We start from the raw sequence: 14,397 nt of genomic DNA on the forward strand, positions 1-14,397 counted from the left end.
CATGTCATCACTGGCTACATGAACATGTAAACTTTTCAGGCAGGTAGGAACCTTAAGCATGCGCGTAGACCAGAAACTGAGATATCGATTGATAGAGATCATCGCCCTATGGGAGGGCCGATTGACCACCAACCACCTGTGCCAGGCTTTTGACATTGGCCGCCAACAAGCGTCCAAAGACATCAACACCTACATTCGGGAGTTCTCTGGTACGACGCTGGTGTACGACCGTCAACTCAAAGGCTATACCCCGGGCGACGGCTTTAAACCCCAGTTCTGTGAAGGTCACGCCCACGAATACCTGCAACTGTTGGACAAACACGATGAGTTGGGTGGCATGTTGTCACTGACCCACATTCAAAGTGGCGGCACCCATGTCATGGATGCCCCCTCCCGTTATGTTGAACCCCACATCATCCGCACTCTGATTAAGGCCGCCCGCAACAACCTGACGCTGGAAGGCCATTATGACTCCCTGGCTCACCCCAGCCCAGACGACGATCCCGGTCGTCTTTTTGCTCCTCACACATTGGTTTTTAACGGTTTCCGCTGGCACGTTCGGGCATGGTGCGAGAAGAATCAGGAGTTTCGTGACTTTGTCATCAGTCGTTTTCGTGGCCAACTGAGCATCGAAGACAAACCCGCAGCCAAGCAGAAAGCCCAGGATGAGGAATGGAACACGCTGCAGGCCATCACCCTGATCCCCAACCCCAGACTCAGTCAACGCCAGCAGGTCATCATCGGTCGAGACTATGGTATGGACATGGACAGCCTGTCACTGACCCATCAGGTTTCCAAAGCACTGCTTCCCTATTACCTGCGCCGATGGGCAGTATCGGATCCCTACAACGACTCCCTACCTGCCGAATATCAACATGTGGTGGTAGCAACCAGCTGATCAACAGCACCAAACTGTCATCAACGTCGGCAAACTTGCGTTTATCTGGTTGTCTACTACGCTCAAATCGCAACAAATTCACCACAGTGTGAAGGGTTGCAGAGGATTCGCACACGCCAACGGGGCAATGTGCGACAAGGACGCAAGAAACCGAGGAGTAAATGATGATGAAATGGACAAATTCGCTAAGTTTGGCTGTCGTGCTGGCAACGGCTTGTGCTACCGCGCACGCCAAAGACGAAGGCTTTTATGTCGGGGCCTCCATCGGCTCGGCCAGCATTCAGCAGAGCGGATCGGATCCGGACATTGGCGATTTCGACTTCGATGAGAATGATTTTGCCTGGAAAATTTTTGGTGGCTATCAGTTTAACGGCCTGTTTGCGCTGGAAGGCGGTTACGTTGATTTAGGCTCCCCCTCCAGCTCTGGTACCAAAGTCGATCCCTATGGATTGGACCTGTTTGCCGTTGCCGGCATTCCTTTGGGGCCGGTTCGCGCCTTCGGTAAACTGGGCGGCATCTACTGGGACTCGGATCTGACCGACGATGGCGATAAGGTCAGTGACGACGGCTTCGATGTCGCCGCTGGCGTCGGACTTGAATTTGAACTGGGCAGCTTGGCCATTCGTGGTGAAGTTGAGTACCTGGATGTGCTCGACGACACCTGGATGTACACCATCGGTGCCACCATCACCTTCTAAATCCGCCTTCGGTTCAGCAAGTCGTCATTCAGGCGACTTGCTGGTTTCGATTCAAAGATGCCAAAACTTCGATACACACCAATTCCGATGAGCAAGACAAACCACGCAACAGAACACTCTCTTTAATCCGTCGCCAACTGCTCTTTAACCAAACTGACCATCGCCTGCGCCGCAAAGGACAACGGCTGGTTACGGCGCCAGAACAGGGACAACTCCCAACTGAGATCGCTGGCAGCCAGGGGAATACGAACTACCCCAGCGACCGCATGACGTTCGGCAATAAAACTGGGCAATATCATCGCTCCCGTGCCCGCCGCCACCAGGGCGATACCAAAATCGGGGTGGCTAACCCGAGTAACGTCCTTGGGAGTAAACCCAGCCCGAACACAGGCATTGGCCACCAATTCGTGCAGCACATACTCAGGTTCAAACAAAATTTGCGGCGAGTCCGCCAACTCGCTCAAAGTCAGTTGTGGGCGAACGGCCAGTTCATGTTGCCGGGGTAGAATCACCACCATGGGATCCTGACGAATCAACACTCCGTCAAATTCATCGCCAAAGTCGATGATACCGGTCGCCAACTCGATCTCACCTTTGAGCAAGGCACTGGTTTGCTCCACCCCGCCCCTGACCATCAAATCCATGTGCACCTTGGGGTACAGGTGTCGAAATTTGGCGATCACCGGTGCAAACAACTCAGCACTGCCCAGCGGGGCCAAGCCGATGTGCAGCTCACCGGAGGTCAGGCTTCGCTGGGCCGATAACTCCCGAAGCATCGCCCGCCGCACGTTCAGCAGCTCTTTTCCATGTTGATACACCACCTGGCCGTAGACGGTCGGCCGCAGTTGGCTGCCGCGCCGTCCCCGTTCCAGCAACACCAAATCCAACTCCTGCTCGAGCTGACGTATGGCTTTGGACAGGGCTGGCTGAGTGATGTGAATCGCTTCGGCAGCTTTCGCAAAGCCGCCATGGTCGATGATCTCCACCAGATAACGAATGACTTTCAGATCCAACTCATAAACCTTTGGTTATTTAATCCATAATTAATATTCATTATTTTTATATTGTTAGCAAGGCTACACTGTCGATCCATTGAAATTAAGACACACCCATATGACCCGTCATGCTCGCCCTACCCAGCCTTCCCACCACAATTCATCATCGCCCCGGGCACTGGGCAAACGCCTTTGCCTGACCCTGCTGCAAACCGCAGCACTCTGTCTTCTGGCCTGGCTCACCCAACAACTGGCGGTCTGGATGCGCTTGCCCTTCCCCGGCAGTGTCCTGGGAATGCTGTTGTTGCTACTGGCCCTGAAACTGAAACTCTGCTCTGAGCGCGCCCTGGCACTGGGCGCAGCCTGGTTGATCGGCGATCTGATGTTGTTCTTCATCCCCTCGGTCATTGGCGTGCTGAAGTACGATGCGTTATTTCAACAATATGGTGCCAGTTTGATCGTCAGCCTGATCACCGGCTCCATGGTGGTTATCGCCGCCACCGCCCTGGTGGTGGAGCGTCTGTTCCGGTTTGAGCAGCGACGCAATCAACGGCTTTCACAGCAACCACAGAGCCATTAATGCCATGCCCCATATCAGCCTACTGGCTCTGATGAGCCTGCTCCTAACCCTGACCAGCTATTACGGCGCCAAAGCTCTGTATCGTCGACGGCGTCGATGGTGGTTAGCCCCCATTATCCTGGCACCGCTGACGCTGATCGGTCTGGTCAGCCTGCTGGCCATCCCACTGCCGACTTACTACGTGTACACCCACTGGCTGATGGCACTGCTGGCACCGGCGACCATCGCCTTCGCCGTCCCCATCTACCGGGAACGACAGTTAATTCGTCAGTATCCCCTGACCCTGTCTCTGGGCGTGGCAACGGGGCTACTGTTTGGACTGCTGTCATCCTGGTGTACCACCAAGCTGTTTCCGATGCCTGACGATGTGGTCCACAGTGTGCTGGTTCGGTCGGTATCCACACCTTTTGCGGTCGAGGCGACCACCGCCTTCGGCGGCATACCTGACCTGACCGCCATCTTGGTGCTGCTGACGGGGATCATCGGCATGCTGATTGGTGAACCAATATTGAAGTTGGCAGGAATTCGCTCAGCCCTGGCGCGCGGAGTGGCATTGGGTGCCAGTGCCCATGGCGCCGGCGCGGCCAAGGCCACAGAGATGGGCCAGCAAGAAGGCGTTATCGCCAGCCTCGCCATGATATTTACCGGCGTTGCCATGGTACTGAGTGCACCGCTGTTTGCCGCGATATTGGTGTAACGCCGTCATGGAAAAAGGCTCTGACCTAGACGATCAGAGCCTTTCTCTAAAATAAGTGGTCGGCCAGAATGGATTTTCTCCCGTCGGCCGGCGTCCCGGTCTGACCCTAAAGTGCGCAGCACTTTTTAGGGGCGGAGATGCAAAAAAGGCTTCAATCTCACGACTGAAGCCTTTTTCTGAATAAGTGGTCGGCCAGAGAGGATTTGACCCGGCCGGCGCCCCGGTCCGACCCCAAAGTGCGCAGCACTTTTTAAGGGGCGGAGATGCAAAAAAGGCGTCAATCTCACGACTGAAGCCTTTTTCTGAATAAGTGGTCGGCCAGAGAGGATTTAACCCGGCCGGCGCTCCGGTCCGGCCCCAAAGTGCGCAGCACTTTTTAAGGGGCGGAGATGCAAAAAAGGCTTCAATCTCACGACTGAAGCCTTTTTCTGAATAAGTGGTCGGCCAGAGAGGATTTGAACCTCCGACCCCCGACACCCCATGACGGTGCGCTACCAGGCTGCGCTACTGGCCGACAACGCAAGCGATAATACCTTGTCCCGAAGGAAAAGCAAGGGCTGTAAAGTTAAGTGCCTCTTCTTTGGTCAATTAACCCCACCACACACCACAACTTGTCCACAAAGCCAATCCGTTGGCGCGGCGCACCATTGGCCGGCGTCCCGGTCCGACCCCAAAGTGCGCAGCACTTTTTAAGGGGCGGAGATGCAAAAAAGGCTCTGACCTAGACGATCAGAGCCTTTCTCTAAAATAAGTGGTCGGCCAGAGAGGATTTGAACCTCCGACCCCCGACACCCCATGACGGTGCGCTACCAGGCTGCGCTACTGGCCGACAACGACGCAAACAATACTCTGTCTCGGCAGAAAAACAAGCGCTGACAGGCCGACTGCGCTTTCTTTCACCAGACCACGGCTCAGTCGCTCAGATGATAACCAGGCTCCCGCCAATTAACCATCGGCACCCGTTAAGGGGTAATAGTGTGTCAGCACTTTGTACAACTCCGTTCCCTGACGCACACTGGCAGAGGCGAAATGCAGTACCGGAATCACATCCTCTGGCAAGCGCAACTCGCGGCTCTGCTGCCGTGAGGTGGCCAGCGCATCGAAATGCCAGATTCTGGCCAAAACCTGTTCGGCGCTGGCGGGCACCCCCAGCGGCGCCAGATACTCGATCTGACCACCACAAGGACTGTAGATGGCGCGGTAGTTCTCTAGCGTGCAGGCGTATTGTGGGATTTCCGGCAGGGTCAAATCAAACGCCCCCAGCACTCCACGATGCTGCAGGTAGCGAGCAATTCCCATGGCGTCATTGCGGGCCGCGGCCACATTCAGATATTCCTGAGACCCCAATTCCAGGGTAAACGCATCCACCATCACCGGCAGCGCTCGCCCTTGGGCGGCCATGGCCTCGCTCAGTTGCCACCACGGACTAAAGCTGGCTTCATCCAAGGCGCCGGCAAAGTCACTGGGAATCACGATATTCAGCGGAATATTAAACAGGTGTGCCCGCTCTTGAGCATAACTGGGCACATACAAGTGCCGGGCAGAGATAGGGCCGGTATGCAGATCCAGTACAATGTCGGCCTGCAGGGCCATCTTTTGCAATCTCAGCGCCAGATGCTGGCCACTTTTCACCCCAAAGGGCGATGCCAGTTTGGCGTCAATCTGCGCCGCCATCGCCTGACGCAACGCTGCCGCAACCTCGGCTTCAGGGGCGTTCAAATGAGTTTGCAGCAGTTGCTCAATCAGGCTGGCCTCAAAATGATACTGCCGGTTCCAGTTCTCTCCGGTGATGGGGTCGAACCGACCTAGAGTGAACTCTCCGCTTTTTTGGTTAATGCCCAAGGGGTTGGCCATCGGAACCAGGCATACATCCCCTTTAGGAGGATGAGCTTTGAACAGTTCCACCAGATGCTGAATGACCGCATTGCCCTGCACTTCCGCACCATGAATGTTGGCCTGAATGTACACGCTGGGGGCCGCGCCGGTACCGGTGAAACGGATCACCGGAACCGTAATATCGGCTCCGGTGGCTTGCTGTCCTACAACAAGGGTGTCAGATGAAACGGTGGTCACGATAAAAAAGGTCCTGTCACAATGAGTCGGCAGATGGTTCACCCTAGGGCAGTCGAAGTCGAAAATCCACGATTTTTCCAGCCAGTCCCCCCGTGCAGCAGCGACCAAGAGACCGCCATTTAGCGCCTGCTGCGGTTGGCAAAAGCCGCGGAACTGATACACTTCAGCCAAGAAACGATCATTGTTCCCATGGCAGGAGTTCCCATGTCATTAGCAGACCAACTAATGAAAGCCGGTCTGGCCGATAAGAAATCGGTGCAGAAGGCCAAAAAAGAGAAGCACAAACAGCGCAAATCCAAACAGGTTGTCACCGACGAGTCCAAGCTGGCTGCTGAACAGCGCCTGAAAGAGCAGCAAGAGCGTGACCGTCAACTGAACCAACAGCGCAAGCAGGAAGCCGACGCCAAAGCGATCGTTGCCCAGATCAAGCAGTTGATTGAAACCAGCGCTCAAGATCGCAGCCGCGGCGACATCGCCTATAACTTCAGCCACAATGGTAAGATCACCAAGATCTACGTCACCAAGGCTCAGCAACAGCAGTTAATTGCCAACCAGTTAGCCATTGTCGTTAAAGGCGACAGCTACGAATTGGTGCCTACCAAGGTGGCAGACAAGATTAACCAGCGCGACCCCAGCATCGTGATTGAACTGCCTAAGTCTGACAGCAGCGAAGTGGCCGAAGACGACCCTTACGCGGACTATCAGATCCCCGATGACCTCATGTGGTAAGTGGCGGATATTGCTGGCCTAATTAATATTAGGCCAGCCAACAATCGATAAGCACTGTCACAGCCATCCCCCCATTTCCTAGACCTGGATCACAAAGCGAAATTTTGACGGTGCATCAAAATTTTGACGGTGATAGATTTCACAAAAATTGTATTCGCCAATGGATTTGGCAGAGTGAAATGTGAGATGAACCGGACACCGCTCGTCCTATTAGCACTGTTGCTACTGCCTTTTTTATTACGGGCAGCGCCGGTTAATATGCGCATTTCCTATTACGAAGACAGCCAGTCCAACCTGCTGGTGTCTGACGTGGTTCGCCTCGACCCGCAGCAATGGGTACCCCTTGATGGCCACATCACTCGCTTCGGAGTCTCTCGTTCCTCATTCTGGTTAAAAATCACCGTCACCAATCAAGCCAATACCCCCAGAAACCGACTGCTAGAATTTCGCTCCGCCACTCAAGATCAAATTGAAGTGTTTTCCGAGTTGGCCGGCCATTTCCGCATGGGGGATCAGCAGCCTTTTGACAACCGTCCCATCCAAAGCGTAACCCCGGTGGTAGAGATGGAGATCCCCGCCAACACCAGCTCCGTGGTCTGGGTGCGGCTCACCAACAAGCACGGGTTTTTCGAGCTGTTGCCCATCAATCTATACTCGCCGGAGGAGTGGCAACGGCACCAACTGCAACGTAACTTCCTGTACGGAATGTTCTTTGGCTCCCTGGGGATCATGCTGCTGTATGGCATGACCTTGTCGCTGATTCTGAAGAATCGCAACTTCCGTTGTTACGCCCAATACCTGATGGCGGCACTGGCCTGCACCTTTGTTTATTATGGATTTGGCTACCGGTGGCTGTGGCCAACCCTACCTGAAGTCAACTACTGGGCTTTGCAGATCTCCTTCACCGCCCTGATCCTTAGCGCTACCCGATTTGGGGTGAGCTTTCTGGAACTGAAACAGCAAGCCCGCCCCCTCTATCGAACACTGCAGGTACTCAGTGGCCTGTTGATCGCCGCCCTGATTGCCACTCTGTCTGGGGTACCTCTGGGTTCGCTGACCCTGATGGTGCCTCTGTCGCTGACCATTTTGGCGCTGCTGAGCGGCTGCGCTGCCTTCGCCACCTGGCAGCGCCCCGGCTGGACCAACTCGCTGTTTTTCCTGGCCTGGCCCTGCTTACTGCTGTGCATCGGATTGAGCTTTACCAACGCCCTGGGCTGGATGCTGCTGCCATTCGACACCAAATACCTGCTGGCGTTTGTGTTTGCCTTTGAGATGCAACTGCTGGGCTTCCTGATCTCCCGCCAGTTCCACCAGCTGCAAACCGACTTGGTGATTGCCAAAACCAACGATTCGGCCAAAGTGAACCGCGACATGCTCAAGCGCAATCGCGAATTGGAGACCCTCAACCTAAAGCTCAAAGAGCAAGCCTACAAAGACTCCATGACCGGCCTGGCCAATCGCCGCAGCTTTCGCTATGAGCTGGACAAACTGGAGATTGAGGTCAGCAGCCAAACCCGAGCTCTGGTGTTGATCGATCTGGACCATTTCAAACTGATCAACGACCAAAATGGCCACCACATTGGCGATATGGCACTGAAGCACGCAGCCAGGGTCATCAGCCAGGCGGTGCAACTGGTGCACGGTCAGAGCTTTCGGGTCGGTGGCGAAGAGTTTGCTGCCATTTTGATGGCGCCGGATACCCAGGGGCTGATGGCCCAATGCGAGTTGATTCGACGTAAGCTGGCCTCCACCCCGATGCAACTGGATAACATGACCCTCAATGTCACCGCTTCCATCGGCATCAAATCTATCGACCCGGGTCAATTCCTCTCCTCCAGGCAGATCTATCAACTGGCAGATAAGGCGCTGTACCAGGCGAAAAAAGAGGGCCGCAACCGGGTCTGTGCCAGCGATGTCAACGCTCAGTTTGAGGTCAGCCCCACCCTGGCCTGATGTCGGGCACAAAAAAACGCGGACCGGGCCGCGTTTCTGCAATCAATGCGTTTTCCTTACTCAGGCACAATCCAATGCACCCGATGACTGGCCAGCTCGGTCTGAGCCAGTTTCGGCGTCAACCAAGGCAGCAACTCTCTCATCTGCTGCTCCAGCGTCCAAGGTGGATTGATTACGATCATGCCCGAGCCGGTCATGCCGTAATCCATGTTGTCGGCGTCGACGTTCATCTCAATCTGCAGGATATTGCGAATGCCGGTACGGGCCAATGCCCGCTCCAGGGTGGTGATCTCCTGACGGCGCACTACTGGGTACCAAATGGCGTAGGTGCCGGAAGCCCAGCGCTGAACCGCCTCTTTGATCCCTTTGACCAGATCTTTGTACTCGTTCTTGAGCTCATAAGGCGGGTCGATCAGCACCACACCGCGCCGCTCTTTCGGAGGCAGCGATGCCTTCAGACGCGCATAGCCATCCTCTTGATAGAGCTTTGCCCTGCGCTCACCACGAAACTCCTGGCGCAAACGAGGAAAATCGGTCGGGTGCAGTTCGGTCAACACCAGGCGCTCCTGTTCACGGGTCAGGGTCTTGGTCAGCAACGGGCTGCCCGGGTAATGGCGAAGCTCGCCATTGGGGTTGAGCGCCTTTACTGCCTTAAGGTAGGGGTGCATCGATTGCGGGCAATCCAACCCCCAGATGCGGGCAATGCCATCGACGTACTCACCGGTTTTTTCAGAATGCTCGGAGTGCAGATCGTAACGACCGGCTCCGGAGTGGGTATCGTGAACCACGAAGGGCTTGTCTTTGCGCTTCAGGGATTCCAGGATCAGCGCCTGAACGGTGTGTTTCAACACGTCGGCATGGTTACCGGCGTGGAAGCTATGACGATAGCTCAGCATAAGATAGGGCTCTTGAGTTTGGCAATCGGGCAAGTATACCAAGATGCACCGATGCAGGTGGACGAATCTTTGCATTGGCGCCAAAAAAGACGAACTTCGCCGTGCTGTTTATACTGTTAGTTTGGCTTTGGGCATTCTTTGTCAACATCACGGACGATCCCAGTGGGAGAGGACCATGACCAGACACTTTTATCTTGCCAGCAGCCTGTGGGAGCTGGAACAGATTGAGCGGCAACTGGAGCGCCAGGGATTAAGCCCGGCACAGATCCATGTGGTCAGTAATAAACCCAAACTGGCCGCCCGCTTTCATCTGCAAACCGCCTCGTCATTGCTGTTTCTTGAATTAGCCCACTGCACCCTAAAGGGAGCCAAAATTGGACTGCAGCTGGCCTTGTTGTGTCTGGCGGCCGCCAGCCTGTTTGATGTCGGCAACTCCGCCTATGGCTGGTCCCCCTTTCTGATGCTGGCAGCCATCCTGCTGGGATTCTGCATCTGGGAGGGCGGCCTGATCGGCATCAGTACCCCGGATCAGCTGTTGCGAGATTTTCACCGCCCCATCACCGGCGGCCAACACTTGCTGGTGGTCGACATCGAGCAGGCTCAGGAACCGCCCCTGAAACAGGTGATCAGCCAACACCCCATGCTGGCTCAGGCCGGCACCGGTGCCGGCGTCGAGTCAGGTGCGGTACGTCTTCAGCACTGGTGGCTGCGGCACCCTTTGTGGTAAAAGCGTTTATCATCGCACAGACAACGGCCTCCAGCGGCGCTACAGTGGCCGCTTCGGTGGTATTGCCGCCCCTCAAACTCAATAACAAGTACCGACCCTATGCAAAACCATTTCGACAGCCCGTTTGTGGGCACTCTGATTCGGGATCAGATCACCAATCCCAACATCATCGCCGGTGAGCACAGCTACTACTCCGGCTACTACCACCAACACAGTTTCGACGACTGCGCCCGTTACCTGATGCCAGACCGGACCGACGTTGACCGCCTGATCATCGGCCGTTACTGCTCCATTGGCTCCGGCGCCGTATTTATGATGGCCGGCAACCAGGGGCACCGAAGCGACTGGGCCAGCACCTACCCGTTTTTCTATCAAAACCATCCCGCCTTTGCCGGTGCCAACGATGGCTTTACCCGCGCCGGTGATACGCAAGTGGGCAATGACGTCTGGATAGGCTCAGAGGCGATGATCATGGCCGGAGTCCGCATCGGCGACGGCGCTATTGTTGCCAGCCGCGCCCTGGTGACCAAAGACGTGGCTCCCTACACCGTGGTTGGCGGCAACCCTGCCAGGGAGATTAAGGCTCGCTTCAGCCCCGAACAGATCGCATTGCTGCAACAGATGCAGTGGTGGCACTGGCCCGACAGCCAGGTGCAGCAAGCGATGCCGCTGCTGTGCAGCGCCGACATCGACGGGCTGTTTCAGTTGTGGCTCAGCTGGAAGGAATAACTCTGTCCTCAGCCGCTACTGAAATGGGTCAGGCGGCTGAGGTGAGTGTAATCGGACTCCAGCAGCATCAACAGCACCAGCACCAACAAGGCCAAAGGCGGCAACAAAATGGCATAGATCAACGCCAGCCGCTCCCACATCATGTGCATAAACACCGCGACGATCAGGCCGGCCTTTAGCACCATGAATATCAGAATCAAACTCCAGCGCAGCATGCCTTGCAGCGCCATATAGTCGACGCTGTAGGAAAGCGCACTGAGCACAAACAGCAGCCCCCAGACCTTAAAATACAGGCCTATCGGATGCTGAGCCGGTTGTTGCATCGCCATCATCGCCTCCCTTACCACAGATAGAAAAACGCAAAGATGAACACCCACACCAGATCCACAAAGTGCCAGTACAATCCGGTGGTTTCGACAATGCCATAGTCACCGCTGGCCAGGTAATCGCCGCGACGCACCCGATTGGCCACCACCAACAACAAAATCACCCCAATGGACACATGCAAGCCATGAAAACCGGTGATCATAAAGAAGGCCGCCCCAAACTGAGATGCCCCCATGGGGTTGGCCCAGGGCCGAACCCCCTCGCTGATCAGCTTGGTCCATTCAATGGCTTGCATGCCCACAAAGCTGGCACCCAGAATGGCGGTAATCAACATCAGCCGTGCCGCAATGACCGGCTTATGGCGATAGCCATAATTTACCGCCATCGCCATGGTGCCGCTGGAAGTAATCAAAATAAACGTCATGATGGCAATCAGCAGCAGCGGCACCGAGGTCGCGCCGACCTGCAGCGCAAACACCTCGGTTGCCAACGGCCAGGGCTCAATGGTAGAGGTGCGGGCGACCATATACCCGACCAGGAAAGACCCAAAGACAAAGGTGTCGCTAAGCAAAAAAATCCACATCATCGCCTTGCCCCAGGGCACGCGAAAGGTCTGTTTATCCGCCGACCAATCGGTCACAAACTGCCGAAAATCAGCCATGCTCAACTCCTAATTCACCGCAATGCCACACAGGGCCGCCAGAGTTTCATAACGACCAGGAGGCTGACTCACCAAGGCAAACAACGCACACCAGAGCCCAAACAGGTAATGCCAGTAGCGGGTCAACAGCCGCAACGACGCCCTCCCCCGCTGTGGTTGCCACAACTGGGGCAGCAGCCACGCCACCACCAGCAGCGCCGCCAGCAGATGCAGCGCATGCAAGCCCGTAAGCAGGTAATAGAAACCGGCACTGGGGCCACTGGTCAGGCCGAAGCCGGCCGCGGCAAAACTCTGCCAGACCGACCACTGACCACCAATAAACCCCAGTGCCAATACCAATGCCACCAACAGCGCCCAGCGTCCCTCCCCTTGCTGTTTCTTCAAGTACGCCAGTTGCATGGTCATGCTGGAGGCGAGCAATATCAGGGTGTTGATCCACAGCGGCTTCAGATCAAACAATGGCTGCCAGGGCTGCTCGGTCAATGGCTGCCAGTCTGGCGATTGAGACCGCATGATGGACGACAGCACAAACAGGAAAAACAGCGACGTAATCACCGCCAGCGTCACCCACAAGCCCACCGACCCGGCGCTACCGCGGCTCATGGTCGGCAGCTCTTGACCGCCCTGCTCCCAGGGCTTGGTCGCCAGCATTTGCAGCGGATTCATGCCCCACCTCCCGAGTTCGGTGCCAAGGGGACCTCGGTATCCGTTGGCGTGATTTTCCCGGCCTGCCAAGGATCGGTTTGAGTCACCATGTCCTGCGGATGACCCGGCACGCCGTAGTCATAAGGCCAGCGGTACACCACAGGTAAACTGGGCCCCCAATTGCCGTGCCCCGGCGGCAAGGTCGGCGTTTGCCACTCCAAAGAGGCCGCCTGCCAGGGGTTGGCTTTCGCCAGCGGGCCACGGAAATAGCTCCAGGCCAGATTGAACAGGAACAGCAACTGAGCCACCCCGACAATCAGCGCCGCCACGGTGATAAAAGCGTTGATGGCATGGGCTTCCGGCGGAATAAAGTCATAATTGTCGTAGGCGTAGTATCGCCGCGGTAACCCCAGCACTCCGAGGTAATGCATGGGGAAGTAGATGGCCCAGGTACCCAGGAAAGTAATCCAGAAGTGCAGTTTTCCCAGTCCATCATGCAGCATGCGGCCGGTGATGCTGGGGTACCAGTGATAAAGGCCGCCAAATATCACCAGAATTGGCGCCACCCCCATTACCATATGAAAGTGGGCCACCACAAAATAGGTGTCTGACAGCGGCAGATCCACCACCACGTTGCCGAGAAACAGCCCGGTCATTCCGCCAAACACAAAGGTCAGTACAAAGGCGATGGAGAACAGCATCGGCACCGTCATCCGCACGTTGCCGCGCCACAGAGTCAGTACCCAGTTGTAGACCTTAATGGCGGTAGGCACGGCGATGATTAGGGTCGAAACGGCAAAGAAAAAACCAAAATAGGGGTTCATGCCCGAGACGTACATATGGTGCGCCCACACCACAAAACTGAGCACGCCGATAATGACAATGGCCCACACCATCATCCGATAGCCAAAGATGGTTTTGCGGGCATTGACGCTAATGAGATCCGACACAATGCCAAAGGCAGGCAGGGCCACAATGTACACTTCCGGGTGACCGAAAAACCAAAACAGGTGCTGAAACAAAATCGGGCTGCCGCCGCCAAACTCCGTCGCCTGGCCGAGAGAAATCAGCTCCGGCATAAAGAAGCTGGTGCCCAGCAATTTATCGAACAACATCATCACCGCGCTGACAAACAACGCCGGAAACGCCAGCAATGCCATAATGGTGGCGATAAAGATCCCCCACACCGTCAGCGGCATGCGCATCAGCGTCATCCCCCGAGTGCGAGCCTGCAGCACCGTGGTGACGTAATTCAGCCCGCCCATGGTGGCGGCAACGATGAACACCGCAAGAGACACCAGCATCAGCACAATGCCGCCGTCCACTCCGGGCGTGCCCGGCAGGATCGCCTGGGGAGGATACAGGGTCCAGCCGGCCCCGGTCGGGCCGCCGGTAACAAAGAAACTGGCCATCAAAATCAATACGGCCACCAGGTAGGTCCAGTAACTGAGCATATTCAGAAATGGAAACACCATATCCCGCGCGCCCACCATCAATGGAATCAGATAGTTTCCAAATCCCCCCAGGAACAACGCCGTCAGCAGGTACACCACCATGATCATGCCGTGCATGGTGATCATCTGGTAGTAGGAGGCCGGGTCAATGAAATCGAACGTCTCGGGAAACCCCAGCTGCAAGCGCATCAAGCCTGACAACACCAGCGCCACCATACCCACCGCGATGGCCGTCAGGGTGTACTGAATCGCAATGGTCTTGTGATCCTGGCTGAATACGTACTTTTGCCAGAACCCCGTGGGCTCCGGGTGCGCCTGTTCCTGACTCATGGTCT

Annotated in this window: 15 protein-coding genes and 2 tRNA genes; 8 read left to right on the top strand and 9 right to left on the bottom strand. The window is 55.9% G+C overall.

Going from position 1 to position 14,397, the window contains the following annotated elements:
- Positions 1-58 precede the first annotated feature (58 nt).
- Together H598_RS0120855 and H598_RS0120860 are read left to right on the top strand one after the other, a co-directional pair.
- Positions 59-898 (top strand): BrxR family helix-turn-helix transcriptional regulator, encoded by an 840-nt coding sequence (locus H598_RS0120855; RefSeq protein WP_028114739.1) that lies wholly within the window; start codon positions 59-61, stop codon positions 896-898.
- A gap of 164 nt (positions 899-1,062) precedes the next feature.
- Positions 1,063-1,596, top strand: coding sequence for an outer membrane beta-barrel protein (locus H598_RS0120860; RefSeq protein WP_028114740.1), 534 nt, complete (start codon positions 1,063-1,065; stop codon positions 1,594-1,596).
- 122 nt (positions 1,597-1,718) lie between these two features.
- On the opposite strand, the gene H598_RS0120865 is transcribed toward H598_RS0120860, so the two are convergent.
- Entirely contained in the window at positions 1,719-2,609 is an 891-nt protein-coding gene (locus H598_RS0120865; protein ID WP_028114741.1) for a LysR family transcriptional regulator, read from the bottom strand.
- Positions 2,610-2,709: 100 nt separating this feature from the next.
- On the opposite strand from H598_RS0120865, the gene H598_RS0120870 reads away from it, so the two are divergent.
- Complete coding sequence (locus H598_RS0120870) at positions 2,710-3,171, top strand: CidA/LrgA family protein (protein ID WP_084144568.1); 462 nt, start codon at positions 2,710-2,712, stop codon at positions 3,169-3,171.
- A gap of 4 nt (positions 3,172-3,175) precedes the next feature.
- The gene (locus H598_RS0120875) at positions 3,176-3,868 is read left to right on the top strand and encodes an LrgB family protein (protein WP_035416378.1); all 693 of its coding nucleotides are present in this window, start codon (positions 3,176-3,178) and stop codon (positions 3,866-3,868) included.
- A 437-nt stretch (positions 3,869-4,305) separates the two neighbouring features.
- On the opposite strand, the gene H598_RS0120880 is transcribed toward H598_RS0120875, so the two are convergent.
- From H598_RS0120880 to H598_RS0120890, 3 genes are all read right to left on the bottom strand, one after another.
- Positions 4,306-4,382 (bottom strand) — tRNA-Pro (locus tag H598_RS0120880).
- 238 nt (positions 4,383-4,620) lie between these two features.
- A tRNA-Pro gene (locus H598_RS0120885) sits at positions 4,621-4,697 on the bottom strand.
- 116 nt (positions 4,698-4,813) lie between these two features.
- Positions 4,814-5,941, bottom strand: coding sequence for a M14 family metallopeptidase (locus tag H598_RS0120890; protein WP_028114744.1), 1,128 nt, complete (start codon positions 5,939-5,941; stop codon positions 4,814-4,816).
- A gap of 204 nt (positions 5,942-6,145) precedes the next feature.
- Between H598_RS0120890 and H598_RS0120895 the strand changes: the two genes are divergently transcribed.
- Positions 6,146-6,670, top strand: a complete 525-nt coding sequence (locus H598_RS0120895) for a DUF2058 domain-containing protein (protein WP_028114745.1) — start codon at positions 6,146-6,148, stop codon at positions 6,668-6,670.
- Between the two features lie 258 nt (positions 6,671-6,928).
- Positions 6,929-8,623 (top strand): sensor domain-containing diguanylate cyclase, encoded by a 1,695-nt coding sequence (locus tag H598_RS0120900; RefSeq protein ID WP_028114746.1) that lies wholly within the window; start codon positions 6,929-6,931, stop codon positions 8,621-8,623.
- 56 nt (positions 8,624-8,679) lie between these two features.
- Here the strand turns inward: H598_RS0120900 and H598_RS0120905 are convergent, their stop codons facing one another.
- Entirely contained in the window at positions 8,680-9,519 is an 840-nt protein-coding gene (locus H598_RS0120905; RefSeq protein ID WP_028114747.1) for a 23S rRNA (adenine(2030)-N(6))-methyltransferase RlmJ, read from the bottom strand.
- A gap of 175 nt (positions 9,520-9,694) precedes the next feature.
- On the opposite strand from H598_RS0120905, the gene H598_RS25165 reads away from it, so the two are divergent.
- The gene (locus tag H598_RS25165) at positions 9,695-10,246 is read left to right on the top strand and encodes a hypothetical protein (RefSeq protein WP_051252923.1); all 552 of its coding nucleotides are present in this window, start codon (positions 9,695-9,697) and stop codon (positions 10,244-10,246) included.
- A 99-nt stretch (positions 10,247-10,345) separates the two neighbouring features.
- Complete coding sequence (catB, locus tag H598_RS0120915; RefSeq protein ID WP_028114748.1) at positions 10,346-10,975, top strand: type B chloramphenicol O-acetyltransferase; 630 nt, start codon at positions 10,346-10,348, stop codon at positions 10,973-10,975.
- 8 nt (positions 10,976-10,983) lie between these two features.
- Here the strand turns inward: catB and H598_RS0120920 are convergent, their stop codons facing one another.
- The 4 genes from H598_RS0120920 to H598_RS25170 are packed head-to-tail and all read right to left on the bottom strand — an operon-like array spanning position 10,984 to position 14,392.
- Positions 10,984-11,307, bottom strand: coding sequence for a cytochrome C oxidase subunit IV family protein (locus H598_RS0120920; RefSeq protein WP_028114749.1), 324 nt, complete (start codon positions 11,305-11,307; stop codon positions 10,984-10,986).
- Between the two features lie 8 nt (positions 11,308-11,315).
- Positions 11,316-11,963, bottom strand: a complete 648-nt coding sequence (locus H598_RS0120925) for a heme-copper oxidase subunit III family protein (RefSeq protein ID WP_035416380.1) — start codon at positions 11,961-11,963, stop codon at positions 11,316-11,318.
- Between the two features lie 9 nt (positions 11,964-11,972).
- Positions 11,973-12,629 carry a cytochrome c oxidase subunit 3 gene (locus tag H598_RS0120930; protein ID WP_028114751.1) on the bottom strand — a complete coding sequence of 219 codons (657 nt, stop codon included), beginning with the start codon at positions 12,627-12,629 and terminating at the stop codon, positions 11,973-11,975.
- Complete coding sequence (locus tag H598_RS25170; protein ID WP_051252925.1) at positions 12,626-14,392, bottom strand: cytochrome c oxidase subunit I; 1,767 nt, start codon at positions 14,390-14,392, stop codon at positions 12,626-12,628. The genes H598_RS0120930 and H598_RS25170 overlap by 4 nt, the downstream gene beginning before the upstream one ends.
- Positions 14,393-14,397 lie beyond the last annotated feature (5 nt).

Origin of the sequence: Ferrimonas kyonanensis DSM 18153 (assembly GCF_000425405.1) — a bacterium.
GTDB classification, from domain to species: Bacteria; Pseudomonadota; Gammaproteobacteria; order Enterobacterales; family Shewanellaceae; genus Ferrimonas; species Ferrimonas kyonanensis.